Origin of the sequence: Streptomyces lincolnensis, from assembly GCF_021173675.1 — a bacterium.
Classification (GTDB): domain Bacteria; phylum Actinomycetota; class Actinomycetes; order Streptomycetales; family Streptomycetaceae; genus Streptomyces; species Streptomyces lincolnensis_B.
Map to the genome: position 1 here is coordinate 20,305 of NZ_JAIHON010000015.1, position 23,805 is coordinate 44,109.

Genomic DNA, 23,805 nt, shown 5'->3' on the forward strand with positions numbered 1-23,805 from the left:
GGATACGCTCGCCGTCTTGCTGTGAATCGTCCATGTGTTCCTTGGGGGGAAACAATGGGGTCTTTCGTACGTGGTTCAGTGCACCGCAGAGCCGCCGGCACCGGGCTCGTCGCCCTGCTCGTCGCCGCCGGTGCGGTGGGATGCGGCAACGAGAAGTCGCCGGAGATGACGCCGGCGGCGGCCGTCGCCAAGGCGGCGAAGAACACGGAGGACATCACCTCCTTCCGTTACCGCATGACGGGCCGGCTGCCCGAGGAGGGCCGTATCAAGGCGGAGGCCTCGATGCGGACCAAGCCCAGCGTCGCGATGAGCATGAAGATGACCGCCCTCGACCAGGGCGCGGACGGTACCGCGGAGATCCGGCTCGTCGACAAGGCCATGTACATCGGCGGGGGAGCCGCGGCGGCCAAGGAGATGGACGGCAAGCGCTGGATCAAGTTCGACCTGGGCGCGCTCGGCGAGAGCGGCCTCGGCGGCAGCGCCCCCGGCGCCGGCCAGGCCGACCAGAACCCGGCGACCGAGTCCGCCTTCCTCACCGGCTCCGACAACATCAAGAAGGTCGGCACCGAGACCGTCGACGGTGTCGAGACCACCCGCTACTCCGGTGTCGTCGGCCTCGACGACCTCAAGGCCTCCCTCAAGGACGAGGACAAGGAGACCCGGGAGCAGCGCGAGAAGAGCCTCAAGCAGTACGAGAAGCTCGGCGTCGACGAGCTCACCATGGACATGTGGGTCGACGGCGACGACCACACCAAGCAGTTCCGGATGCGCGGCGACGCCGACAAGGGCCCGCTCGACATGACGGTCACCTTCCTCGACCTCAACGAGAAGGTGGCGGTGACCGCCCCGCCGGCCAAGGAGACGATGGACCTGGCCGAGATGATGGAGCAGGCCGGCAGCTGAGCACCGTAGGACCGGATTTGCTTGACGGCGATCCGGTCACGTACTCTCCTACAGAAGCCAAAGACCGCTGGTCGTTACCGTGTGCTCGGAAGAGGGCGCGGTGGCCGAAGGATCCGCTGATATCCGCGGACGACCCGCGCAGGTGACTGTGGAAGAGCTCCTGGAGTTCGCTGCCCTCGGGTGTGCGAGTCCCGGTCGAGCTACGCCCCGTGCGCCTGCGCCGGGGCGTTTCGTTTGTCCCAGCCCCTTCCGAGCGGTCGTCATCACCCGGAAGGAGGCCGACGCTCTATGGCAAGGCCCGACAAGGCTGCCGCGGTGGCCGAGCTCGCGGAGCAGTTCCGCAGCTCGAACGCCGCCGTGCTGACCGAGTACCGGGGTCTCACCGTGGCGCAGCTCAAGACGCTGCGTCGTTCGCTCGGTGAGAACGCCCAGTACGCCGTGGTGAAGAACACGCTGACCAAGATTGCGGCCAACGAGGCCGGAATCTCGACGCTCGACGACCTGTTCAACGGTCCGACGGCAGTTGCCTTCGTCACCGGTGACCCGGTGGAGTCGGCGAAGGGTCTTCGTGACTTCGCCAAGGACAACCCGAACCTCGTCATCAAGGGCGGTGTCCTTGACGGCAAGGCGCTGTCCGCCGACGAGATCAAGAAGCTCGCGGACCTCGAGTCCCGCGAGGTTCTGCTCTCCAAGCTGGCGGGTGCCTTCAAGGGCAAGCAGACTCAGGCTGCTCAGGTCTTCCAGGCGCTCCCGTCGAAGCTCGTCCGCACCGTGGACGCGCTTCGTGCCAAGCAGGACGAGCAGGGCGGTGCCGAGTAATTCGGCTCGCGCATTGATCCACGCCGCCTCCAGGCGCGGGTCGTAGCGGGCCGTAAGTACGCCCGCCGTTTCGATACATCCGGCACCTGCCGAAATTAGTGGAAGGATCGCCCATCATGGCGAAGCTGTCTCAGGACGACCTGCTCGCGCAGTTCGAGGAGATGACCCTCATCGAGCTCTCCGAGTTCGTGAAGGCGTTCGAGGAGAAGTTCGACGTCACCGCCGCCGCGGCCGTCGCCGTCGCGGGCCCGGCCCAGGGTGGCCCGGCCGCCCCGGTCGAGGAGGAGAAGGACGAGTTCGACGTCATCCTCACCGGTGCCGGCGACAAGAAGATCCAGGTCATCAAGGTCGTGCGTGAGCTGACCTCCCTGGGTCTGAAGGAGGCCAAGGACCTCGTGGACGGCGCCCCGAAGCCCGTCCTCGAGAAGGTCGCCAAGGACGCCGCCGAGAAGGCCGCCGAGTCCCTCAAGGGCGCCGGCGCCTCCGTCGAGGTCAAGTAACACCTCGCGGGCCCGTGAGGGCTCGCTGCGCGCCGCAGCCGTCGTAAAAGAGGGCTGTAACGCTCAAGCACCGAAGAGCGATCATCCATCCGGGTGGTCGCTCTTCGGCGTTCCGGGAGGGTCGGCCACGGTTACCTTGCACTCGCGTATGCGAGAGGTATGGTGATCTTCGTCGTGTCTCCGGGCGTCCAGGGTTCGGGCAAGGGGGCCTTGACGAACCGCACGTAGCGCGCAATTCTCAGGACGCGTCGTGAGAACGGTCCGAATCCGAGGCATGGATCGGCGACGAAGAGGGCAGTATCAACGTGCGTTGAGGCAAGGCGTTGAGGGCAGGCATGCCAAGGGCGTTGAGGACGACGAGGGTCACAGAAAATCGGGGCTGGACATCAGTGCGCCAACTGGCTACACTGACCCTTTGCGCTGCCTGTTAGCTGCCTCCTGCCCGTCACCAGGGGCATGCCCTCGCTTGAGCATCGATGACCAGAGCATCCCTGACCTGGCCTTTTTGGCCGGATCAAGGGAAATCTGTCTCGCTGCACCAGAGAGGGACCGGTACGCGCGTAGTGAGTCCGAGCCCTCGGAAGGACCCCCTCTTGGCCGCCTCGCGCAACGCCTCGACCGCGAATACGAACAACGGCGCCAGCACCGCCCCGCTGCGCATCTCTTTTGCAAAGATCAAGGAGCCTCTCGAGGTTCCCAACCTGCTCGCGCTGCAGACCGAGAGCTTCGACTGGCTCCTCGGCAACACCGCCTGGCAGAGTCGGGTCGAGGAGGCTCTGGAGAGTGGACAGGACGTCCCCACCAAGTCCGGTCTGGAGGAGATCTTCGAGGAGATCTCCCCGATCGAGGACTTCTCCGGGTCGATGTCGCTGACCTTCCGCGACCACCGTTTCGAGCCCCCGAAGAACAGCATCGACGAGTGCAAGGAGCGCGACTTCACGTACGCCGCCCCACTCTTCGTCACGGCCGAGTTCACCAACAACGAGACCGGTGAGATCAAGTCCCAGACGGTCTTCATGGGCGACTTCCCGCTCATGACGAACAAGGGCACCTTCGTCATCAACGGCACCGAGCGTGTCGTGGTGTCGCAGCTGGTCCGTTCGCCCGGCGTCTACTTCGACTCCTCCATCGACAAGACGTCCGACAAGGACATCTTCTCCGCCAAGATCATCCCGTCCCGGGGTGCCTGGCTGGAGATGGAGATCGACAAGCGCGACATGGTCGGTGTCCGTATCGACCGCAAGCGCAAGCAGTCCGTCACCGTCCTGCTCAAGGCTCTCGGCTGGACCACCGAGCAGATCCTGGAGGAGTTCGGCGAGTACGAGTCCATGCGCGCCACCCTGGAGAAGGACCACACCCAGGGCCAGGACGACGCGCTGCTCGACATCTACCGCAAGCTGCGTCCGGGCGAGCCCCCCACGCGTGAGGCCGCGCAGACGCTCCTGGAGAACCTCTACTTCAACCCCAAGCGCTACGACCTCGCCAAGGTCGGCCGCTACAAGGTCAACAAGAAGCTGGGTGCGGACGCTCCGCTGGACGCGGGCATCCTGACCGTCGAGGACATCATCTCGACGATCAAGTACCTGGTGAAGCTGCACGCCGGCGAGACGGAGACGGTCGGCGACAGCGGTGGCTCGATCGTCGTCGAGACCGACGACATCGACCACTTCGGCAACCGTCGTCTGCGCAGCGTCGGCGAGCTCATCCAGAACCAGGTCCGTACGGGTCTGGCGCGTATGGAGCGCGTCGTCCGCGAGCGCATGACGACCCAGGACGTCGAGGCGATCACGCCGCAGACCCTGATCAACATCCGGCCGGTCGTCGCCTCCATCAAGGAGTTCTTCGGCACCAGCCAGCTGTCGCAGTTCATGGACCAGAACAACCCGCTGTCGGGTCTCACCCACAAGCGCCGTCTGTCGGCTCTTGGTCCCGGTGGTCTCTCCCGTGAGCGGGCCGGCTTCGAGGTCCGTGACGTGCACCCGTCCCACTACGGCCGCATGTGCCCGATCGAGACGCCCGAAGGCCCGAACATCGGTCTGATCGGTTCGCTCGCCTCCTACGGCCGCGTCAACGCGTTCGGTTTCGTGGAGACGCCGTACCGCAAGGTCGTCGAGGGTGTCGTCACCGACGAGGTCGACTACCTCACGGCCGACGAAGAGGACCGATTCGTCATCGCGCAGGCCAACGCCACGCTCGACGACGACATGCGTTTCTCCGAGAACCGCGTCCTGGTCCGCCGTCGTGGCGGCGAGGTCGACTACGTCCCCGGTGACGACGTGGACTACATGGACGTCTCGCCGCGCCAGATGGTGTCGGTCGCGACCGCCATGATCCCGTTCCTGGAGCACGACGACGCCAACCGTGCCCTCATGGGCGCGAACATGATGCGTCAGGCCGTGCCGCTCATCAAGTCCGAGGCGCCGCTCGTCGGCACCGGCATGGAGTACCGCTCCGCGGTCGACGCCGGCGACGTGGTCAAGGCCGAGAAGGCCGGTGTGGTCCAGGAGGTCTCCGCGGACTACATCACCACCGCCAACGACGACGGTACGTACATCACGTACCGCCTGGCCAAGTTCGCCCGCTCCAACCAGGGCACCTCGGTCAACCAGAAGGTCATCGTCAACGAGGGCGACCGGATCATCGAGGGCCAGGTCCTGGCCGACGGTCCGGCCACCCAGAACGGCGAGATGGCGCTCGGCAAGAACCTGCTGGTCGCGTTCATGCCGTGGGAGGGTCACAACTACGAGGACGCGATCATCCTGTCGCAGCGCCTCGTGCAGGACGACGTCCTCTCCTCGATCCACATCGAGGAGCACGAGGTCGACGCCCGTGACACCAAGCTCGGCCCCGAGGAGATCACCCGGGACATCCCGAACGTCTCCGAGGAGGTCCTCGCCGACCTCGACGAGCGCGGCATCATCCGTATCGGTGCCGAGGTCATCGCCGGTGACATCCTCGTCGGCAAGGTCACGCCCAAGGGTGAGACCGAGCTGACCCCCGAGGAGCGTCTGCTGCGCGCGATCTTCGGTGAGAAGGCCCGTGAGGTCCGTGACACCTCGCTGAAGGTGCCGCACGGCGAGACCGGCAAGGTCATCGGCGTCCGCGTCTTCGACCGCGAGGAGGGCGACGAGCTTCCCCCGGGTGTGAACCAGCTGGTGCGCGTGTACGTGGCGCAGAAGCGCAAGATCACCGATGGTGACAAGCTCGCCGGCCGTCACGGCAACAAGGGTGTCATCTCCAAGATCCTGCCCATCGAGGACATGCCGTTCCTCGAGGACGGGACCCCGGTCGACATCATCCTCAACCCGCTGGGTGTGCCGTCCCGAATGAACCCGGGACAGGTCCTGGAGATCCACCTCGGCTGGCTCGCCAGCCGCGGCTGGGACGTCTCCGGTCTCGGCGAGGACTGGGCGCAGCGTCTCCAGGTGATCGGCGCCGACAGTGTCGAGCCCGGCACCAACGTCGCCACCCCGGTCTTCGACGGTGCGCGTGAGGACGAGCTGGCGGGTCTGCTCCAGCACACCATCCCGAACCGCGACGGCGAGCGCATGGTGCAGCCGACCGGCAAGGCGCGGCTGTTCGACGGCCGTAGCGGTGAGCCGTTCCCGGACCCGATCTCCATCGGCTACATGTACATCCTCAAGCTCCACCACCTGGTCGACGACAAGCTGCACGCCCGGTCGACCGGCCCGTACTCGATGATCACCCAGCAGCCGCTGGGTGGTAAGGCCCAGTTCGGTGGCCAGCGCTTCGGTGAGATGGAGGTGTGGGCGCTGGAGGCGTACGGCGCCGCTTACGCCCTCCAGGAGCTGCTGACCATCAAGTCCGACGACGTCACCGGCCGCGTGAAGGTCTACGAGGCCATCGTCAAGGGCGAGAACATCCCCGAGCCCGGCATCCCCGAGTCCTTCAAGGTGCTCATCAAGGAGATGCAGTCCCTGTGCCTCAACGTGGAGGTGCTGTCCTCGGACGGCATGTCCATCGAGATGCGCGACACCGACGAGGACGTCTTCCGCGCAGCGGAGGAGCTTGGCATCGACCTGTCCCGGCGCGAGCCGAGCAGCGTCGAAGAGGTCTGACGGGAGTCCGGCCGGAGGACCTGGTGAGGAACCTCCGGCCGGCCCCAGGACCCCCGTTTCAGACCCCATGACTTACAACCCTGAGAGGGATTGACGCATAGTGCTCGACGTCAACTTCTTCGACGAGCTCCGGATCGGTCTGGCCACCGCTGACGACATCCGTCAGTGGAGCCACGGCGAGGTCAAGAAGCCCGAGACCATCAACTACCGCACCCTCAAGCCCGAAAAGGACGGACTCTTCTGCGAGAAGATCTTCGGTCCGACCCGGGACTGGGAGTGCTACTGCGGCAAGTACAAGCGTGTCCGGTTCAAGGGCATCATCTGTGAGCGCTGCGGCGTCGAGGTGACTCGCGCCAAGGTGCGCCGTGAGCGGATGGGCCACATCGAGCTGGCCGCTCCCGTCACCCACATCTGGTACTTCAAGGGCGTTCCGTCGCGGCTGGGCTACCTGCTCGACCTCGCCCCGAAGGACCTGGAGAAGGTCATCTACTTCGCGGCGTACATGATCACGTACGTCGACGAGGAGCGTCGTACCCGCGACCTGCCCTCCCTGGAGGCGCACGTCTCCGTCGAGCGGCAGCAGGTCGAGAACCGCCGGGACGCCGACCTGGAGGCCCGCGCCAAGAAGCTCGAGACCGACCTGGCCGAGCTGGAGGCCGAGGGCGCCAAGGCCGACGTGCGCCGCAAGGTGCGCGAGGGCGCCGAGCGCGAGATGAAGCAGCTGCGTGACCGTGCGCAGCGCGAGATCGACCGTCTCGACGAGGTGTGGACCCGGTTCAAGAACCTCAAGGTCCAGGACCTGGAGGGCGACGAGCTCCTCTACCGCGAGCTGCGTGACCGCTTCGGCACGTACTTCGACGGTTCGATGGGTGCCGCGGCGCTGCAGAAGCGCCTGGAGTCCTTCGACCTGGACGAGGAGGCCGAGCGCCTCCGCGAGATCATCCGCACCGGCAAGGGCCAGAAGAAGACCCGTGCGCTGAAGCGGCTGAAGGTCGTGTCCGCCTTCCTGCAGACCTCCAACAGCCCCAAGGGCATGGTCCTCGACTGCGTCCCGGTCATCCCGCCGGACCTGCGTCCGATGGTGCAGCTGGACGGTGGCCGCTTCGCGACCTCCGACCTGAACGACCTGTACCGCCGTGTGATCAACCGCAACAACCGTCTGAAGCGGCTTCTCGACCTCGGCGCGCCCGAGATCATCGTGAACAACGAGAAGCGCATGCTTCAGGAGGCCGTCGACGCGCTCTTCGACAACGGCCGTCGTGGTCGCCCGGTCACGGGCCCCGGCAACCGTCCGCTGAAGTCGCTGTCCGACATGCTCAAGGGCAAGCAGGGCCGCTTCCGTCAGAACCTGCTCGGCAAGCGTGTGGACTACTCCGCGCGTTCCGTGATCGTCGTCGGTCCGCAGCTGAAGCTGCACCAGTGCGGTCTGCCGAAGGCGATGGCGCTGGAGCTCTTCAAGCCGTTCGTGATGAAGCGCCTGGTCGACCTGAACCACGCGCAGAACATCAAGAGCGCCAAGCGGATGGTCGAGCGCGGCCGGACCGTGGTGTACGACGTCCTCGAAGAGGTCATCGCCGAGCACCCGGTGCTGCTGAACCGTGCGCCCACCCTGCACCGCCTCGGCATCCAGGCCTTCGAGCCGCAGCTGGTCGAGGGCAAGGCCATCCAGATCCACCCGCTCGTCTGCACCGCGTTCAACGCGGACTTCGACGGCGACCAGATGGCCGTACACCTTCCGCTGTCCGCGGAGGCGCAGGCCGAGGCCCGCATCCTGATGCTGTCCTCGAACAACATCCTCAAGCCCGCCGACGGCCGTCCGGTGACGATGCCGACCCAGGACATGGTCCTCGGTCTGTTCTTCCTCACCACCGACGGCGAGCTGCGTGACACCAAGGGCGAGGGCCGGTCCTTCGGCTCCACGGCCGAGGCGATCATGGCGTTCGACGCCGGCGAGCTCGCGCTCCAGTCGCCGATCGACATCCGCTTCCCGGTGGGCACCATCCCGCCGCGTGGCTGGACGCCGCCGGCGCGTGAGGAGGGCGACCCGGAGTGGCAGCAGGGGGACACCTTCCGCCTGCGCACCACGCTGGGCCGCGCGCTCTTCAACGAGCTGCTGCCGGAGGACTACCCGTTCGTCGACTACTCGGTGGGCAAGAAGCAGCTCTCCGAGATCGTCAACGACCTGGCCGAGCGCTACCCCAAGGTCATCGTGGCGGCGACGCTCGACAACCTGAAGGCGGCCGGCTTCTACTGGGCGACCCGTTCCGGTGTCACCGTGGCCATCTCCGACGTCGTCGTTCCCGAGGCGAAGAAGGAGATCGTCCGCGGCTACGAGGCGCAGGACGAGAAGGTCCAGAAGCAGTACGAGCGCGGTCTGATCACCAAGGAAGAGCGCACTCAGGAGCTCATCGCGATCTGGACCAAGGCGACCAACGAGGTCGCCGAGGCGATGAACGCGAACTTCCCCAAGACGAACCCCATCTTCATGATGGTTGACTCGGGTGCCCGAGGAAACATGATGCAGATGCGGCAGATCGCCGGTATGCGTGGTCTGGTGTCGAACGCCAAGAACGAGACCATCCCGCGTCCGATCAAGGCGTCCTTCCGTGAGGGCCTGTCCGTGCTGGAGTACTTCATCTCCACGCACGGTGCCCGTAAGGGTCTGGCGGACACCGCCCTGCGTACCGCCGACTCGGGTTACCTGACCCGTCGTCTGGTGGACGTCTCGCAGGACGTCATCATCCGCGAGGAGGACTGCGGCACCGAGCGCGGTCTGAAGCTGAAGATCGCCACGCGTGGCGCCGACGGCGTGCTGCGCAAGACGGACGACGTCGAGACCAGCGTCTACGCCCGCATGCTCGCCCAGGACGTCGTCATCGACGGCAAGGTGATCGCGCCGGCCAACGTGGACCTCGGCGACGTGCTGATCGACCAGCTCGTGCACCACGGTGTCGAGGAGGTCAAGACCCGCTCGATCCTGACCTGCGAGTCCCACGTCGGCACCTGCGCCATGTGCTACGGCCGCTCGCTGGCCACCGGCAAGCTGGTCGACATCGGTGAGGCGGTCGGCATCATCGCCGCCCAGTCCATCGGTGAGCCCGGTACCCAGCTGACGATGCGTACCTTCCACACCGGTGGTGTGGCCGGTGACGACATCACGCAGGGTCTGCCGCGTGTGGTCGAGCTCTTCGAGGCCCGTACCCCGAAGGGTGTCGCCCCGATCTCCGAGGCGGACGGCCGTGTCCGCATCGAGGAGACCGAGAAGACCAAGAAGATCGTCATCACGCCGGACGACGGCAGCGACGAGACGGCGTTCCCGATCTCGAAGCGTGCCCGGCTCCTCGTCAGCGAGGGCGAGCACGTCTCGGTGGGCCAGAAGCTCACCGTGGGTGCCACCAACCCGCACGACGTGCTGCGCATCCTGGGTCAGCGTGCCGTCCAGGTCCACCTGGTCGGCGAGGTCCAGAAGGTCTACAACTCGCAGGGTGTGTCGATCCACGACAAGCACATCGAGATCATCATCCGGCAGATGCTCCGCCGCGTGACGATCATCGAGTCCGGCGACGCCGAGCTGCTGCCCGGCGAGCTGGTCGAGCGCTCGAAGTTCGAGCAGGAGAACCGTCGTGTGGTCCAGGAGGGCGGTCACCCGGCCTCCGGTCGTCCGCAGCTCATGGGTATCACCAAGGCCTCGCTGGCGACCGAGTCGTGGCTGTCCGCGGCGTCTTTCCAGGAGACGACCAGGGTCCTCACGGACGCGGCGATCAACGCCAAGTCCGACTCCCTGATCGGCCTCAAGGAGAACGTCATCATCGGTAAGCTCATCCCGGCCGGTACGGGCCTGTCCCGCTACCGCAACATCCGGGTCGAGCCGACCGAGGAGGCCAAGGCCGCGATGTACTCGGCCGTCGGCTACGACGACATCGACTACTCGCCGTTCGGCACCGGGTCCGGCCAGGCTGTTCCGCTGGAGGACTACGACTACGGGCCGTACAACCAGTAGTCGCGAGGTTGCTTGAGCTGAGGGCGGTCACCCTGTCGGGGGTGGCCGCCCTTCGGCGTTTCAGTGCCTGCTGTCCAGGTGGGCCTGCAAGTGATGGAGCCGGGTGTGCACGTCGGGGTGCGACTCCAAGAGCCGGGCGATCACCCCTTCGCTCTCGAACCGAGCACCCATGGCCGTGGTGGAGGTCCGCTCGGCTTCCTCCCGATCGTGTTCCTCGCGCAGTACCGTCATCAGCTGCTGCGCGAACCCGAGACCCGCCGCGTGCTCGTCGGCCCGCAGCTCTGCACGACGTGAGACGGCAGCCGCCAAGTAGGGCGTGGCCAGCGGCAGGAACACCAGACCGTACGTGGCCGTCGCGAGGGCGAACACGGCCGCGCCCAGCACGCCGATCACCACCGCTGCCGTCCCCACGGGAAGGCGGTCGATGCGCGAGACCAGTCGGCGAAGCAGTCGCCACGCCAGTCGTCCCGGCAATGCGTACCAGAACGCGAGCAGCGACGCCCATGCATGTCCCCTCGTGTGGTGGCCCAGCTCGTGCGCGAGTACGCCGGCGAGCTGGGCGGACGGCAGTGTGCTGAGCGAGTGCCTGGTGACGCCGACGAGGTGACCCGCGACCGCCATGGCGTTGATCTGGGTGCTGTCCTCGACCCACAGTTGGTAGGCGCGTCCGTCCACTCCGGCCCGGGCGGTGACCTCGTGCCATACGGACCGCAGCTTCCGGTCCTCCTCCGGTGTCGGATAACGCAGGCCGAACCACCACCGCGCCATGAGACGCTCACACGGGCGGTGGAAGGCCAGCGCTCCGCTGAGCACCCAGCCGGCGCAGGGCAGCCACCAGGGCAGTCCACTCAAGGCGTCGATGACGTACGCCATCACGAAGACGACGGCCAGGCTCGCGATCACATGCGGTAGGTGGAGTGCCAGGCGGGCCAGCGCGGTGGCATCCGTCCAGCGCTGACGGGCGGCGATGTGGACGCGGCCGGAGCGGCGGGGGAGATCGTCGTCGGGTTCGGACAGGGAGTGGGCCGACTTCTTCGGTTTCTCCTGATCGGGTTTCTCCTGGCCGGGTTTCTCCTGGTCGTAGGGCAGGGACATGGCTGTTCCTTCGGTGAGCGGAATCGGGAATGGGACCGTGTGGATCGGTTCAGGCGAAGAGCAGTGATCCGGGGAGCAGCACAGCCGATGAGCCGAAGGCGATCAGTCCGGTCCGGATCCAGAGGTGTTTGCGGAGGGCGATGTCACTCGTCTCGGCGAGTGCGAGCAGGAGGCCGGGCCCGGGTTCGCGCCCGGTCTCCGCGAGGGCGGACGTGAGCCGGCCGGCCTGCGCGGCTCGTCGTACGTCACCGAAGTAGGTGAGGGGACGACCGGGTGCCCAGCGGCTTGTCACGCAGCGGGGTATCACCGCGAGGACCAGGGCCAGGAGGGCGGTTGCCAGGCACGCGACCCCGGCCCACCACAGCAGGGCGGCGGGCGCGGGAAACAGGGCGGGGCTCCGGCGGCCCCCGCTCAGGAGTGCCGTCGGCACACCGGCCGACAGCCCGATTGCTCCGACCAGTACGGCTGCCTTGGCATCGGCGCGGGCGATCTCACCGCGGACGTCGGCGAGCAGTTGGGTCCCTGCCCGTGTCCGGGGGTCCTCGGACGCCGCGGTCGTCCTGCTCATGCGCCGGGCTCCGAGCTGTCCTTGGGCGGAGCGGATTCGACTGCCCGCGGGTCCGGAGCCGGACGCGGGGGCGGGTCCTCGGCCTCGGACAGGGCTGTGGTGCGCAGGATGGCCGACATACGTTCGGCGATGAGCTGGTGGGGCTCCTGGAGCTGGTAGTCCTCCAGCCGGTTGCCTGTCAGAGCCTGGTCGATGAGGTGCATCTGGGAGTCCACCAGTTTGTCCTGACCCGACCGGAGGTGCTCCAGGACGAGCTGGGTCTCTTCGGGATGCGCCGTCAGATGCAGAGCGAGAGCGGCTACACCGCCCCTGGCCAGAGTGGCCTCGTAGAACATGATCTGCTCGGCCCTGCGCTGCGCCTCGTAGGTCTCCCGAAGCCGGGACGCCTCGTGCTCCGGCCATGCGGCCTCCTTCTCGTGTCGGGCGGCCCGCAGCCTGGCCTGATGGGACCGCTCGGTGGCGTCCCGTCGCAGACGTACGGTGCACGAGACCCACAGGCCCTGAGCCAGGCCGACCGAGGAGGCGCCGTTGACCGCTTGCTGTACGCCACGCTCGGCTGCGGCGCTGGCCTTGATGGGGTGGCTGCGGCCGGCGTTGCGCATGACGGGCAGCAGGCTGCGGGTGAGGAGCCCGGGGGCATCGCGTTCCTGGCTCTTGACGAACTGCGCGGGATTGATGACGCGCCAGGTGATGTCGACGGTGACTTCGAACTCGAACGTGTCGTCGAGACTGGGGAGCGGCACGTTCAGCTGAAACGCGCGGGGGCTGGTGTCCACCTCGTACAAGGCGACGTAGCGCCGCACGGACGACGGCCGCTCGGGAGGCAGGAACGTTTCGTGTGCCCCCTTCCGGGTCACGCAGACCAGCGCGTGGTCGATGTGGCCGGTGAAGCGCCGGCTGCCGAGGCGGAAGCGCGGGAGTTGCCAGACGGTGCGGACGGGGTCCGCGTCCGTGTGAGGGGTGACGGGTTGTCGGGGCTGCTGCTGGAACCAGTCGAGTTCTTCGGACTGGTCGGGCTGGTCGGGTTGCTCCGGGTGTTCGGGGTGTTCCATGGGTGACCTCCGACAGCGGGTCAGTCGAGTGAGAGGCGCTTCAGGAGCCGGTCGGCGCCGGCCGATGGAGCTGCTTTCGAGTTGCTGAGCGTGTGCAGCAGATGGCTGATCCGCCGGCGGTTGGTCGTCGTGGTGACGAGTGCGGCGAGCAGCGTGGCGAGGGCCGACTCGGCCTCCGGGTCGTCGTCGGCCCGGTGGATCCAGCCACGCAGGACGCCGAGGGCCTGCGAGTTGTGTGCCCGGTCCGCCAACAGCGCGTTCCAGAACGCGATCAGATGCCGTGCGGCCGTCGGGTCGTCGGCCGCCGCTGCCCGCCCGTACCAGTCGAGGACGGGCGGACGGTCGATGTCGTCGTCCTTCGTCTGCTTGCAGGCTTGGAAGAAGGCGAGCAGAGCGTGCGGGCGGACCACACGGTCGCAGTGGAGGAGCTCGACCAGGGCGGCCAGCACGGGCTCCCGTACGGCGAGGAGCAGGAGCTGGAGGGCGTCGGCGAGTTGCCGGGCTTCCTCCGGAACCTCGTTGTCGTCGTCCTGCCCGTCGACTTCGGTGGACGGGTGCCGATGCATGGCGTCGACGAGGGCGCTCAGGGTCTCCTCGTGGTGCACGGGTCCCAGCAGGCCGTAGGCGCGGATGGCGGTCCAGCGGCGGCTCTCGACGTCACCGGTGCACCAGTCGTGCAGGATTCGGGAAACGGTCGGCACCTTCAGCAACTGGGTCATGGTGAGGGCGTTGGCCGCGGTCAGCCAGGAATGAGGGCTACGGCTGTCCGCCCATGGCTCGATGAGGTGGGCCATGGCGGAGGACAGGTCGGCGGTGGCCAGGAGCGCCGCGGCTGACGCCGCCCGCGTACGCACCAGAGGACGGCGGTCGTCGGCGAGCTTGTGGATCCACTCCGCGAAGGCGGGGCGTGCCGACGGGTGGAGGTTCCACACCTCCGTCAACAGCATCCGAGCCGTACGCTCGTCCCGGAAGGCGGCGCAGAACTTGCCCTCCAGAGGGCCCCACTCGGTGACCTCCGCTGTCACGTATCCGTGTGCGTGTGCGAGTCGGAGCCGTTCCTCGCGGGAGCTGCCGAAGACGGGGATGGCGGGCGGGATGCTCGGTTCCTGGACCTTGTGCAGGCGTACGAAGAGGCCGTCGGCGAGTTCGGCGGTCACCGCGTACGGCGCCTTGTCGAACACAGCGAGGGAGACCAGGAACGCCTTGTCCCGAAGATCGGGTTTCTCTCCGGTGAGCCATCGGTCCACCTGGGTCACCACTGCGGTTTCGCCGTAGGCGGCGAGTCGCTCCTCGTCGATCTCGCCGCGGTGGTGTGCGACGAGCTGCCGCGCGAACTGTTCGATCTCATCCGGCCGGTGGTGCCGGGTGAGGAACTCCTTCACCGCCGTCAGCCCGCACAGTTCCGGCCAGGCGGATTCTCCGGTCGACGGGGCGACATGGGCGTGGAGTATCTCCTCGGCCGGCGGGGGTTCCCACCGGACGAACGGGACGTCACCCAGGGCTGCCGAGGGCTCGACGGTGATCACCAGTCGCGCACGAGTGCGTTCCAGATGTTCCCGAAGGGCAAGCAGTTGGGCCTCGCGCAACGGACGGTTGCGACTGACGGCCAGATCGCACAGGACGTATCCGGTCGAGGCCTCCACCTGATCGGGCAGTTCGGGGAAGTGGATGTGGGGAACGATCGAGCGCACCGGCTCGATGCCCAGGCGGTGCAGCATCATCAGGGCGGCCGACCGGCGACCCGTCTCGCGTCCGCCCGACAGGACGACGATTCTGTCGTCCCGCAGCCGCGTGAGCGCCGCGTCGAAACTGGGGCACTCCCGGAAGACCTGGGTCAGTTTCTCGATCTCCGATCGCGGGACCGGTCCGGACAACGTCCGGTTCGCCTCGGCCCTCACTCCTAAGTGGATGTGCTGGTCGCCGTAGTGCGTGCCCCCCGTCTGCCCGAACTGGTCACGGTTGACCAGGGTGGAGACGAAGTCGGGGGCGTGAGCGATCAGGTCCCGGCGCGCCGCCCAGGCTTCCTGCCTCGGCTGGTCCTGGTTGTCGGCCGCCTCGTCCTGCTGCTTCTGCTGCTCGTCGTCCTGAGCGGGTTCCTCGGCCGGCTTCGCCGCGCCGGCCGCCGCTGCCTCCTGGCTCATCGATGCTCGTCCCGTGCCGGGCGGGTGAAGTCGAAGTGCTGGTCACCGTGGTGCGTACCGCCCACCTGGCCGTACTGATCGCCGTTGATGCGGACGTCGTTGTGCTGGGAGGAGGCGGGAGTGTCCGAGACGGGGACGGAACCGGCGGAGGATCCGGTGGAACCTGTTGGGCCCGGCTCCCCGTGCACCCACGCCACCGTCGGTCCCTCCTTCGTCTCCACCGTGATGCGGTGGAAGTCGTCCGGGCGGACGCCGAGGGGGCCGTGGCGGACTACGCCCTGGTAGATGGCGTCGGAGACGCAGAGGACGCACTCGTCGGTGCGTTCCTTGAGGGCGTCGCGGAGGGGGTCGGAGTTGAGGAGGCGTACGGCGTGGTTGAGGTCGGAGCCGACCCAGCCGTTGTCGTCGATGGCGACGTAGCCGGAGGAGAGCACGATGCGCAGACGCATTTGGGCGCTCGTCGCGATCAGGCGGTTCTTGTTGTGGAGGAGGGCCGGGGTTTCGGTCAGGAGCGTTTTCACCAGGGCCGGTACCGAGGCCTGGGCGTCGATGAGTTCCATGACGGAGTCGCCGCGGTCGGCACGCAACCGCGCGGTCTCGTCGATGTCGGCGGCGAGGAGCGTGGCATCGACGACGTCGTACAGGACGCGTCGGAGGAATGCCTGCTCGACGTCGTCACGGGTGCCGAACTGCTCGATGTCGAAGAGGAGGATCGTGCGGTGCACGGGGTTGGTCATGGTCCGCCTTCCTGCGTCGCTGTGTCCTTGGCCTTCGCCGGCCGTGTTCACAGAGCAGCACGGCGGCGGGGCGCGGCGGCGCGAAGGAGGACCGATGACACGTACGGACTGTGACCGTGTGCACAGAACGGCGGTGGGAGGTCAGGCGGGGCGCTCGCCGATGATGCGGCGGAGAGTGTCGGGGCGCAGGACCACGATGCCGCGGCGGCGGGTGGCGACCACCTGTTTGTCCCGCAGCTCCTTCAGGAGCCGGGCGACCGCCTCGCGAGAGGAACCGACGGAGCCGGCGAACTCCTGTTGGCTGAGCCGGAGGGTGAGTTCGATGCCCTCGTCCGTGCGGGTGCCGTGCGTACGGACGAGTTCGAGCAGCAGGACGGCCAGTCGCTCGCGCACCGTCAGGGCAGCCCATTCCAGCCGACGGCGGTCGGTGGAGCGCTGGCGGTCGGTGGTCAGGCCGAGCAGGCGGAGTGCCACGCGTGCGTTTCCCGAGAGGAACGCGGTGAAGCGGGTCTCGTCGATGACGACCGCGTCCACCGGCTCCAGGGCGGTCACCGTCGCCGAACGGTGGCGGCCGCTGAGCGCGGCGCCCTCCCCGAGGATGTCGCCGGGGCCGCGCAGGGCCAGGAGGGCTTCATAGCCGTTGGCGGCGGTGGCGGTGACCTTCGTCCAGCCGTGGAGGAGGAGCAGCACGTGGGCCGACGGCTCCGACTGGTGCATGAGCACACTGCGTGCCGCGTAGTGCAGAGGGCGTCCGATGGCGAGGAGAGCGGCACGGTCGGCCTTCTCCAGGCGGGCGAGGAAGGGGACGCCGTCGTCGAAACCGTCGTCGTCCCACGCGCGAGTACGTCCCCCGGTCATGCCGCCCCCGTGTTCACCTGTGGATATGCCGTCGGTCCCGCAACCAGTCAACGTAGTTGAAGGGGCCGCGCGGGAAACGAGCGACAACCGGCCGCAATGGCCGACGCGCCGCGGTCGGGAGGCTCCGGACGCACGAAGCGGGGTCCCGGGTGTGATTCCCCGAGCCGGATGTGTCCGGAAGGTGCGGGAACCTGTCCCGGTATCGGTGCGTTGGAGCATCATGGAGGCATTCGACCTCCCAGGGGGTGCTCCGTGTCGCAACCGTCGTGGCAGCCGTGGCAGGGCAAGGACGAGTCTCAGCCGGGGTCGCGGACGCCGTCCTGGCAGGGGCAGGGTGTCCCGCAGTCCTGGCAGGCCCAGCAGGCTCAGGGGGCGCCGTCGATGCTCGCCTCGCACGCCGACCGGGAGCGGGCGGTGGACGTGCTGAGAGCGGGGTACGGGGAGGGGCGGCTGGACAAGGGGGAGTTCGACAGGCGTGTGGCGCGGGCCTACGGGGCCCGGACGGTGGGGGAGCTGGCCCTGCTCGTCGCGGACCTGCCCGGCGGTCCTGTGCCGCAGCCAGGGGGTCTCCCGCCCGTTCCCCGGACGTTCCTGCCCCTCCAGCGGCCGCGGACCAACGGGAAGGCCGTGGGGGCCGCCGTGTGCGGGCTGCTGTGCGTGCCGACCTTCGGGTTCACCGGGATTCCGGCGGTGATCCTCGGACACGCGGCCCGTGCGGAGATCGAGCGGACGGGGGAGGCCGGCGAGGGGCTGGCCATGACCGGGCTCGTCCTGGGGTGGCTGTCCACGGCGGTCTGGACGCTGGTCCTGGTCCTCGTGCTGGCGGTGGGTATCGCGAGCGGGTGAGGGAGCGGAGACGGGGCCCGTACGAACGTGTGCGGGGCGTGAAATCGAAGATCGACCACGGCGTTGGGGCTTGACATGCCCGCCCTGTGATGCGAGTGCGGTTCATTTGTTTTGACCGCAGCGGATGAGCTAGGTACGCTCAAGCCTTGTGCCTGGGGTGTGCCCTGGCCCTCGTGCGTGCCTTCAACCGCATAAAGGGTCCGAGTGCGGCCACCGTAATCTGCGCCTCTTTCGCCTTGCGGCGGGATGCTGCGGGATTCGACACACCCGACCGCGTGGGTCGGAGATGTTCCAGGTTAGCTTCACCTATCGGCACACAGAAACCGGAGAAGTAGTGCCTACGATCCAGCAGCTGGTCCGTAAGGGCCGGCAGGACAAGGTCGAGAAGAACAAGACGCCCGCACTCGAGGGTTCCCCTCAGCGTCGCGGCGTCTGCACGCGTGTGTTCACGACCACCCCGAAGAAGCCGAACTCGGCCCTGCGTAAGGTCGCGCGTGTGCGTCTGACCAGCGGGATCGAGGTCACCGCTTACATTCCGGGTGAGGGACACAACCTGCAGGAGCACTCCATCGTGCTCGTGCGTGGTGGCCGTGTGAAGGACCTGCCGGGTGTTCGCTACAAGATCATCCGCGGTTCCCTCGACACCCAGGGTGTCAAGAACCGCAAGCAGGCCCGCAGCCGCTACGGCGCCAAGAAGGAGAAGTAAGAATGCCTCGTAAGGGCCCCGCCCCGAAGCGCCCGGTCATCATCGACCCGGTCTACGGTTCTCCTCTTGTCACGTCGCTCATCAACAAGGTGCTGCTGAACGGCAAGCGCTCCACCGCCGAGCGCATCGTCTACGGCGCCATGGAGGGCCTGCGCGAGAAGACCGGCAACGACCCGGTCATCACGCTGAAGCGCGCTCTCGAGAACATCAAGCCGACCCTCGAGGTCAAGTCCCGCCGTGTCGGTGGCGCCACCTACCAGGTGCCGGTCGAGGTCAAGCCCGGCCGCGCCAACACCCTGGCGCTGCGCTGGCTGGTCGGTTACTCCCGCGCCCGTCGCGAGAAGACCATGACCGAGCGTCTCCTCAACGAGCTTCTCGACGCCTCGAACGGCCTCGGTGCGGCCGTGAAGAAGCGCGAGGACACCCACAAGATGGCCGAGTCCAACAAGGCCTTCGCGCACTACCGCTGGTAGTCGCTACCCACATCGAGACCGAGAGAAGACTGAAGCCTTATGGCTACCACTTCACTTGACCTGGCCAAGGTGCGGAACATCGGCATCATGGCCCACATCGACGCGGGCAAGACGACCACCACTGAGCGGATCCTGTTCTACACCGGCGTTTCGTACAAGATCGGTGAGGTCCACGACGGCGCCGCCACCATGGACTGGATGGAGCAGGAGCAGGAGCGTGGCATCACGATCACGTCTGCTGCGACCACCTGTCACTGGCCGCTCGAGGACAACGACTACACCATCAACATCATCGACACCCCCGGGCACGTCGACTTCACCGTCGAGGTGGAGCGGTCCCTGCGTGTGCTCGACGGTGCCGTGACGGTGTTCGACGGTGTCGCCGGTGTCGAGCCGCAGTCCGAGACGGTGTGGCGTCAGGCCGACCGTTACGGCGTGCCGCGTATCTGCTTCGTGAACAAGCTGGACCGTACCGGCGCCGAGTTCCACCGCTGTGTGGACATGATCTCGGACCGCCTGGGCGCCCAGCCGCTCGTCATGCAGCTCCCGATCGGTGCCGAGGCCGACTTCAAGGGCGTCGTGGACCTGGTCCGCATGAAGGCGCTCGTGTGGTCCGCCGAGGCCGCCAAGGGTGAGATGTACGACGTCGTCGACATCCCGGCCACGCACACGGAGGCTGCCGAGGAGTACCGCGGCAAGCTGATCGAGGGCGTCGCCGAGAACGACGAAGAGATCATGGAGCTGTACCTGGAGGGCCAGGAGCCCACCGAGGAGCAGCTGTACGCCGCGATCCGTCGCATCACCATCGCGTCCGGCAAGTCCAGCGACACCACGGTCACCCCGGTGTTCTGTGGCACCGCGTTCAAGAACAAGGGCGTCCAGCCCCTGCTCGACGCGGTCGTGCGCTACCTGCCGACCCCGCTCGACGTCGAGGCCATCGAGGGCCACGACGTGAAGGACCCCGAGCTGGTCGTCAAGCGCAAGCCGTCCGAGGACGAGCCGCTGTCCGCGCTCGCGTTCAAGATCATGAGCGACCCGCACCTGGGCAAGCTCACCTTCGTCCGGGTCTACTCGGGCCGCCTGGAGTCCGGCACCGCCGTGCTGAACTCCGTCAAGGGCAAGAAGGAGCGCATCGGCAAGATCTACCGCATGCACGCCAACAAGCGTGAGGAGATCGAGTCGGTGGGCGCCGGCGACATCGTCGCCGTGATGGGCCTCAAGCAGACCACCACCGGTGAGACGCTGAGCGACGACAAGAACCCGGTCATCCTGGAGTCCATGGACTTCCCGGCGCCGGTGATCCAGGTCGCCATCGAGCCCAAGTCCAAGGGTGACCAGGAGAAGCTGGGTGTCGCCATCCAGCGTCTCGCGGAGGAGGACCCCTCCTTCCAGGTCCACTCGGACGAGGAGACCGGCCAGACCATCATCGGTGGTATGGGCGAGCTGCACCTCGAGGTGCTGGTCGACCGTATGCGCCGTGAGTTCAAGGTCGAGGCCAACGTCGGCAAGCCGCAGGTCGCGTACCGTGAGACGATCCGCAAGGCCGTCGAGCGCGTGGACTACACCCACAAGAAGCAGACCGGTGGTACCGGTCAGTTCGCCAAGGTGCAGATCGCGATCGAGCCCCTCGAGGGCGGCGACACCTCGTACGAGTTCGTGAACAAGGTGACCGGTGGCCGTATCCCGAAGGAGTACATCCCTTCGGTGGACGCCGGTGCGCAGGAGGCCATGCAGTTCGGCATCCTCGCCGGGTACGAGATGACGGGCGTCCGCGTCACGCTTCTCGACGGTGCCTACCACGAGGTCGACTCCTCCGAGCTCGCGTTCAAGATCGCCGGTTCGCAGGCCTTCAAGGAGGCCGCGCGCAAGGCCAGCCCTGTGCTCCTTGAGCCGATGATGGCCGTCGAGGTCACCACGCCCGAGGACTACATGGGTGAGGTCATCGGTGACATCAACTCCCGCCGTGGCCAGATCCAGGCCATGGAGGAGCGGGCCGGTGCCCGCGTCGTGAAGGGCCTCGTGCCCCTCTCGGAGATGTTCGGTTACGTCGGCGACCTGCGCAGCAAGACGTCCGGCCGGGCCAGCTACTCCATGCAGTTCGACTCCTACGCCGAGGTTCCGCGGAACGTCGCCGAGGAGATCATCGCGAAGGCCAAGGGCGAGTAACGGACTCCGTTCACACGCTTTAGGCTTGACTCCGGAGCCTCAGCGGCAAACACCCGGTTTCACGGGTGTTTGCCCCGGGCCCGGGCATTCCAGCAAAGATCACCTGGCGCCGATGAAGTAAGGCGTACCAGAACCACTCCCAGGAGGACCCCAGTGGCGAAGGCGAAGTTCGAGCGGACTAAGCCGCACGTCAACATCGGCACCATCGGTCACATCGACCACGGTAAGACGACCCTCACGGCCGCCATTACCAAGGTGCTGCACGACGCGTTCCCGGACCTGAACGAGGCCTCGGCGTTCGACCAGATCGACAAGGCTCCCGAAGAGCGCCAGCGCGGTATCACCATCTCCATCGCGCACGTCGAGTACCAGACGGAGACCCGTCACTACGCCCACGTCGACTGCCCCGGTCACGCGGACTACATCAAGAACATGATCACGGGTGCGGCGCAGATGGACGGCGCCATCCTCGTGGTCGCCGCCACCGACGGCCCGATGCCGCAGACCAAGGAGCACGTGCTCCTGGCCCGCCAGGTCGGCGTTCCGTACATCGTGGTCGCCCTGAACAAGGCCGACATGGTGGACGACGAGGAGATCCTGGAGCTCGTCGAGCTCGAGGTGCGTGAGCTCCTCTCCGAGTACGAGTTCCCGGGCGACGACCTGCCGGTCGTCAAGGTGTCCGCTCTGAAGGCCCTTGAGGGCGACAAGGAGTGGGGCCAGTCCGTCCTCGACCTGATGAAGGCCGTCGACGAGTCCATCCCGGAGCCCGAGCGTGACGTCGACAAGCCGTTCCTCATGCCCATCGAGGACGTCTTCACGATCACCGGCCGCGGTACGGTCGTCACCGGCCGTATCGAGCGTGGTGTCCTGAAGGTCAACGAGACCGTCGACATCATCGGCATCAAGACCGAGAAGACCACCACCACGGTCACCGGTATCGAGATGTTCCGCAAGCTGCTCGACGAGGGCCAGGCCGGTGAGAACGTCGGTCTGCTCCTCCGTGGCATCAAGCGCGAGGACGTCGAGCGCGGCCAGGTCATCATCAAGCCGGGCTCGGTCACCCCGCACACCGAGTTCGAGGCGCAGGCGTACATCCTGTCCAAGGACGAGGGCGGCCGTCACACGCCGTTCTTCAACAACTACCGTCCGCAGTTCTACTTCCGTACGACGGACGTGACCGGCGTCGTGACCCTCCCCGAGGGCACCGAGATGGTCATGCCGGGTGACAACACCGAGATGAAGGTGGAGCTCATCCAGCCCGTCGCCATGGAAGAGGGCCTGAAGTTCGCCATCCGTGAGGGTGGCCGGACCGTGGGCGCCGGCCAGGTCACCAAGATCAACAAGTAAGCTTGTCGACCTGACCTGGTAGCTCCAGCGCGAGCACCCAGAAGGGGCCCGTACGACTTCGGTCGTACGGGCCCCTTTGTCATGTCCGGGCGCCGGGTGAAGGCTCGGCGAACTCTGGGCGACGGCTCGGCGAGAGGTGCGGCAACTCCGGGGCGACGGCGGGAGGAATGTTCTTGTCTGTTCTCTGTGGGGCGATTGCGGCGGCCGTAGCGTGGGTCTTCCGGCGGCCGCCCCGGCCCGGGAATTCCTCGCGACTGGTGAGAACGGACAGGTGTCGATGCAGGGCGCGGACAGCAGGACGTCGATTCCGCGGCGGGTCGTCGGCGGCCTGCAACAACCGCTTCCGCCGCTCGTCGTGCCCGAGCGGCAGCCGCCGAAGGGCTCCCGCACGGTGGATCCCGGGGGCCGCCGTGTCGTCGTCCGCGGACGGGCGGGCCGGCGGCTCTACGCCATCGACGGCATCCGGCTCCTCGCGGCCCTGATGGTGGCCGTGCACCACTACGCCGGCACGCACCGCGTCGACCAGCCGGGCAACGCGATCTGGGGCCGGCCGGTCTCCGAGATCATGCCCACGGTGTTCCGCTTCGCCTCCTACGGCTGGATCGGCGTCGAGATCTTCTTCGTGATCAGCGGGTTCGTCATCTGCATGTCGTGCTGGGGCCGCACGCCCCGGCAGTTCTTCGTGTCGCGGGTGATCCGGCTGTACCCGGCGTACTGGTTCGCGGTGCTGTTCACCACCGCGGTGCTGGTGGCCGTACCGGGCGTCTGGGAGCGGCTGCGGCTGCGGGAGGTGCTGCTCAACCTCACGATGCTCCAGTCCGGCTCGGGCGTGACCAACGTCGACGGCGTGTACTGGACGCTCTGGTCCGAGCTGCGCTTCTACCTGCTGTTCCTGGTGGTGGTCGCAACGGGGCTGACGTACCGCAAGGTGGTCGTCTTCTGCTGTGCCTGGGGCGCGGCGGCGATGCTGGCCCCCGTCTCCGACTTCCGCCTGCTGGAGCTGGCCGCCAACCCCGAGGGGGCCTGGTACTTCATCGCGGGTCTGGCGCTGTACCTGATGCACCGCTTCGGCCAGGACCTGCTGCTGTGGGGCATCCTCGCGATGGCCTGGCTGATGGGCCAGCTGGAGCTGGGGCAGCGGATCGACGAGGTCGAGCATGTGTCCGGGTGGCGGGGGAGCGTGCTGATCTTCACCGTGTTCCTGCTGGCCATGGTGGCCATCGCGCTGGGCGCGGCCGATCGCGTGCAGGGGAAATGGCTGGTGACGGCGGGCGCGCTGACGTATCCGCTCTACCTCACGCACTACGTCGCCGGTACGACCCTGATCAACCGGCTGCGCGACACGATGGACGCGCGGCTGCTGGTCGTGGTGGTGATCGCCGGGTTCCTGGTGCTCAGCTGGGGCGTGCACCGGCTGGTGGAGCGGCCGGTGTCGGGGATGCTGAAGCGGGGGCTGGACACGTCGTTCGCGCGGTTGCGGAACGCGGGGGGCTGAGGTCCTCACCCGCGGTCTGA

At 67.3% G+C, this 23,805-nt stretch carries 17 protein-coding genes; 11 read left to right on the plus strand and 6 right to left on the minus strand.

Annotated elements, in window-relative coordinates:
- Window positions 1-54: 54 nt before the first annotated feature.
- From K4B79_RS37035 to K4B79_RS37055, 5 genes are all read left to right on the plus strand, one after another.
- Window positions 55-903, plus strand: coding sequence for a DUF1396 domain-containing protein (locus K4B79_RS37035; RefSeq protein WP_232031815.1), 849 nt, complete (start codon window positions 55-57; stop codon window positions 901-903).
- A gap of 288 nt (window positions 904-1,191) precedes the next feature.
- On the plus strand, window positions 1,192-1,722 hold the full coding sequence (gene rplJ / locus K4B79_RS37040; protein WP_030039746.1) for a 50S ribosomal protein L10: 531 nt from the start codon (window positions 1,192-1,194) through the stop codon (window positions 1,720-1,722).
- A gap of 116 nt (window positions 1,723-1,838) precedes the next feature.
- Window positions 1,839-2,222, plus strand: coding sequence for a 50S ribosomal protein L7/L12 (gene rplL / locus K4B79_RS37045; RefSeq protein WP_232031816.1), 384 nt, complete (start codon window positions 1,839-1,841; stop codon window positions 2,220-2,222).
- A gap of 593 nt (window positions 2,223-2,815) precedes the next feature.
- Complete coding sequence (gene rpoB, locus K4B79_RS37050; RefSeq protein ID WP_232031817.1) at window positions 2,816-6,301, plus strand: DNA-directed RNA polymerase subunit beta; 3,486 nt, start codon at window positions 2,816-2,818, stop codon at window positions 6,299-6,301.
- Window positions 6,302-6,401: 100 nt separating this feature from the next.
- Window positions 6,402-10,301: a DNA-directed RNA polymerase subunit beta' gene (locus K4B79_RS37055; RefSeq protein WP_232031818.1), complete on the plus strand. Its 3,900-nt coding sequence runs from the start codon at window positions 6,402-6,404 to the stop codon at window positions 10,299-10,301.
- 60 nt (window positions 10,302-10,361) lie between these two features.
- On the opposite strand, the gene K4B79_RS37060 is transcribed toward K4B79_RS37055, so the two are convergent.
- The 6 genes from K4B79_RS37060 to K4B79_RS37085 form a co-directional block, all read right to left on the minus strand.
- Entirely contained in the window at window positions 10,362-11,396 is a 1,035-nt protein-coding gene (locus tag K4B79_RS37060; RefSeq protein WP_232031819.1) for a M48 family metalloprotease, read from the minus strand.
- Window positions 11,397-11,445: 49 nt separating this feature from the next.
- Entirely contained in the window at window positions 11,446-11,964 is a 519-nt protein-coding gene (locus K4B79_RS37065) for a Pycsar system effector family protein (protein WP_232031820.1), read from the minus strand.
- Window positions 11,961-13,016: a hypothetical protein gene (locus K4B79_RS37070; RefSeq protein WP_232031821.1), complete on the minus strand. Its 1,056-nt coding sequence runs from the start codon at window positions 13,014-13,016 to the stop codon at window positions 11,961-11,963. The genes K4B79_RS37065 and K4B79_RS37070 overlap by 4 nt, the downstream gene beginning before the upstream one ends.
- A 20-nt stretch (window positions 13,017-13,036) precedes the next feature.
- The gene (locus K4B79_RS37075; RefSeq protein WP_232031822.1) at window positions 13,037-15,157 is read right to left on the minus strand and encodes a hypothetical protein; all 2,121 of its coding nucleotides are present in this window, start codon (window positions 15,155-15,157) and stop codon (window positions 13,037-13,039) included.
- Entirely contained in the window at window positions 15,154-15,894 is a 741-nt protein-coding gene (locus tag K4B79_RS37080) for a hypothetical protein (protein ID WP_232031823.1), read from the minus strand. Before K4B79_RS37080 ends, K4B79_RS37075 begins: the two co-directional genes overlap by 4 nt.
- Window positions 15,895-16,035: 141 nt before the next feature.
- Window positions 16,036-16,752, minus strand: coding sequence for a Crp/Fnr family transcriptional regulator (locus K4B79_RS37085; RefSeq protein ID WP_232031824.1), 717 nt, complete (start codon window positions 16,750-16,752; stop codon window positions 16,036-16,038).
- A gap of 252 nt (window positions 16,753-17,004) precedes the next feature.
- Here K4B79_RS37085 and K4B79_RS37090 point away from each other — a divergent pair, with 252 nt between their 5' ends.
- The 6 genes from K4B79_RS37090 to K4B79_RS37115 all read left to right on the plus strand — a co-directional run bounded on the left by K4B79_RS37090 (window position 17,005) and on the right by K4B79_RS37115 (window position 23,785).
- On the plus strand, window positions 17,005-17,598 hold the full coding sequence (locus K4B79_RS37090) for a DUF1707 and DUF4190 domain-containing protein (RefSeq protein WP_374208555.1): 594 nt from the start codon (window positions 17,005-17,007) through the stop codon (window positions 17,596-17,598).
- A 334-nt stretch (window positions 17,599-17,932) separates the two neighbouring features.
- On the plus strand, window positions 17,933-18,304 hold the full coding sequence (gene rpsL / locus K4B79_RS37095; protein ID WP_003948652.1) for a 30S ribosomal protein S12: 372 nt from the start codon (window positions 17,933-17,935) through the stop codon (window positions 18,302-18,304).
- Window positions 18,305-18,306: 2 nt separating this feature from the next.
- Window positions 18,307-18,777: a 30S ribosomal protein S7 gene (gene rpsG, locus K4B79_RS37100; protein ID WP_003998848.1), complete on the plus strand. Its 471-nt coding sequence runs from the start codon at window positions 18,307-18,309 to the stop codon at window positions 18,775-18,777.
- A 39-nt stretch (window positions 18,778-18,816) separates the two neighbouring features.
- On the plus strand, window positions 18,817-20,943 hold the full coding sequence (fusA, locus tag K4B79_RS37105) for an elongation factor G (protein ID WP_232031825.1): 2,127 nt from the start codon (window positions 18,817-18,819) through the stop codon (window positions 20,941-20,943).
- A 153-nt stretch (window positions 20,944-21,096) separates the two neighbouring features.
- On the plus strand, window positions 21,097-22,290 hold the full coding sequence (gene tuf, locus K4B79_RS37110; protein ID WP_030671874.1) for an elongation factor Tu: 1,194 nt from the start codon (window positions 21,097-21,099) through the stop codon (window positions 22,288-22,290).
- 277 nt (window positions 22,291-22,567) lie between these two features.
- Window positions 22,568-23,785 carry an acyltransferase family protein gene (locus K4B79_RS37115; RefSeq protein ID WP_269464430.1) on the plus strand — a complete coding sequence of 406 codons (1,218 nt, stop codon included), beginning with the start codon at window positions 22,568-22,570 and terminating at the stop codon, window positions 23,783-23,785.
- Window positions 23,786-23,805 lie beyond the last annotated feature (20 nt).

Bases quoted from the DNA above. Each gene is read 5' to 3' on its own strand.
- rpsG (WP_003998848.1), top strand. From the start codon at position 18,307: ATGCCTCGTAAGGGCCCCGCCCCGAAGCGCCCGGTCATCATCGACCCG.
- K4B79_RS37070 (WP_232031821.1), bottom strand. From the start codon at position 13,016: ATGGAACACCCCGAACACCCGGAGCAACCCGACCAGCCCGACCAGTCC.
- rplJ (WP_030039746.1), top strand. From the start codon at position 1,192: ATGGCAAGGCCCGACAAGGCTGCCGCGGTGGCCGAGCTCGCGGAGCAG.
- K4B79_RS37060 (WP_232031819.1), bottom strand. From the start codon at position 11,396: ATGTCCCTGCCCTACGACCAGGAGAAACCCGGCCAGGAGAAACCCGAT.
- K4B79_RS37065 (WP_232031820.1), bottom strand. From the start codon at position 11,964: ATGAGCAGGACGACCGCGGCGTCCGAGGACCCCCGGACACGGGCAGGG.
- K4B79_RS37075 (WP_232031822.1), bottom strand. From the start codon at position 15,157: ATGAGCCAGGAGGCAGCGGCGGCCGGCGCGGCGAAGCCGGCCGAGGAA.
- K4B79_RS37080 (WP_232031823.1), bottom strand. From the start codon at position 15,894: ATGACCAACCCCGTGCACCGCACGATCCTCCTCTTCGACATCGAGCAG.
- fusA (WP_232031825.1), top strand. From the start codon at position 18,817: ATGGCTACCACTTCACTTGACCTGGCCAAGGTGCGGAACATCGGCATC.
- rplL (WP_232031816.1), top strand. From the start codon at position 1,839: ATGGCGAAGCTGTCTCAGGACGACCTGCTCGCGCAGTTCGAGGAGATG.
- K4B79_RS37115 (WP_269464430.1), top strand. From the start codon at position 22,568: ATGCAGGGCGCGGACAGCAGGACGTCGATTCCGCGGCGGGTCGTCGGC.
- K4B79_RS37085 (WP_232031824.1), bottom strand. From the start codon at position 16,752: ATGACCGGGGGACGTACTCGCGCGTGGGACGACGACGGTTTCGACGAC.
- K4B79_RS37035 (WP_232031815.1), top strand. From the start codon at position 55: ATGGGGTCTTTCGTACGTGGTTCAGTGCACCGCAGAGCCGCCGGCACC.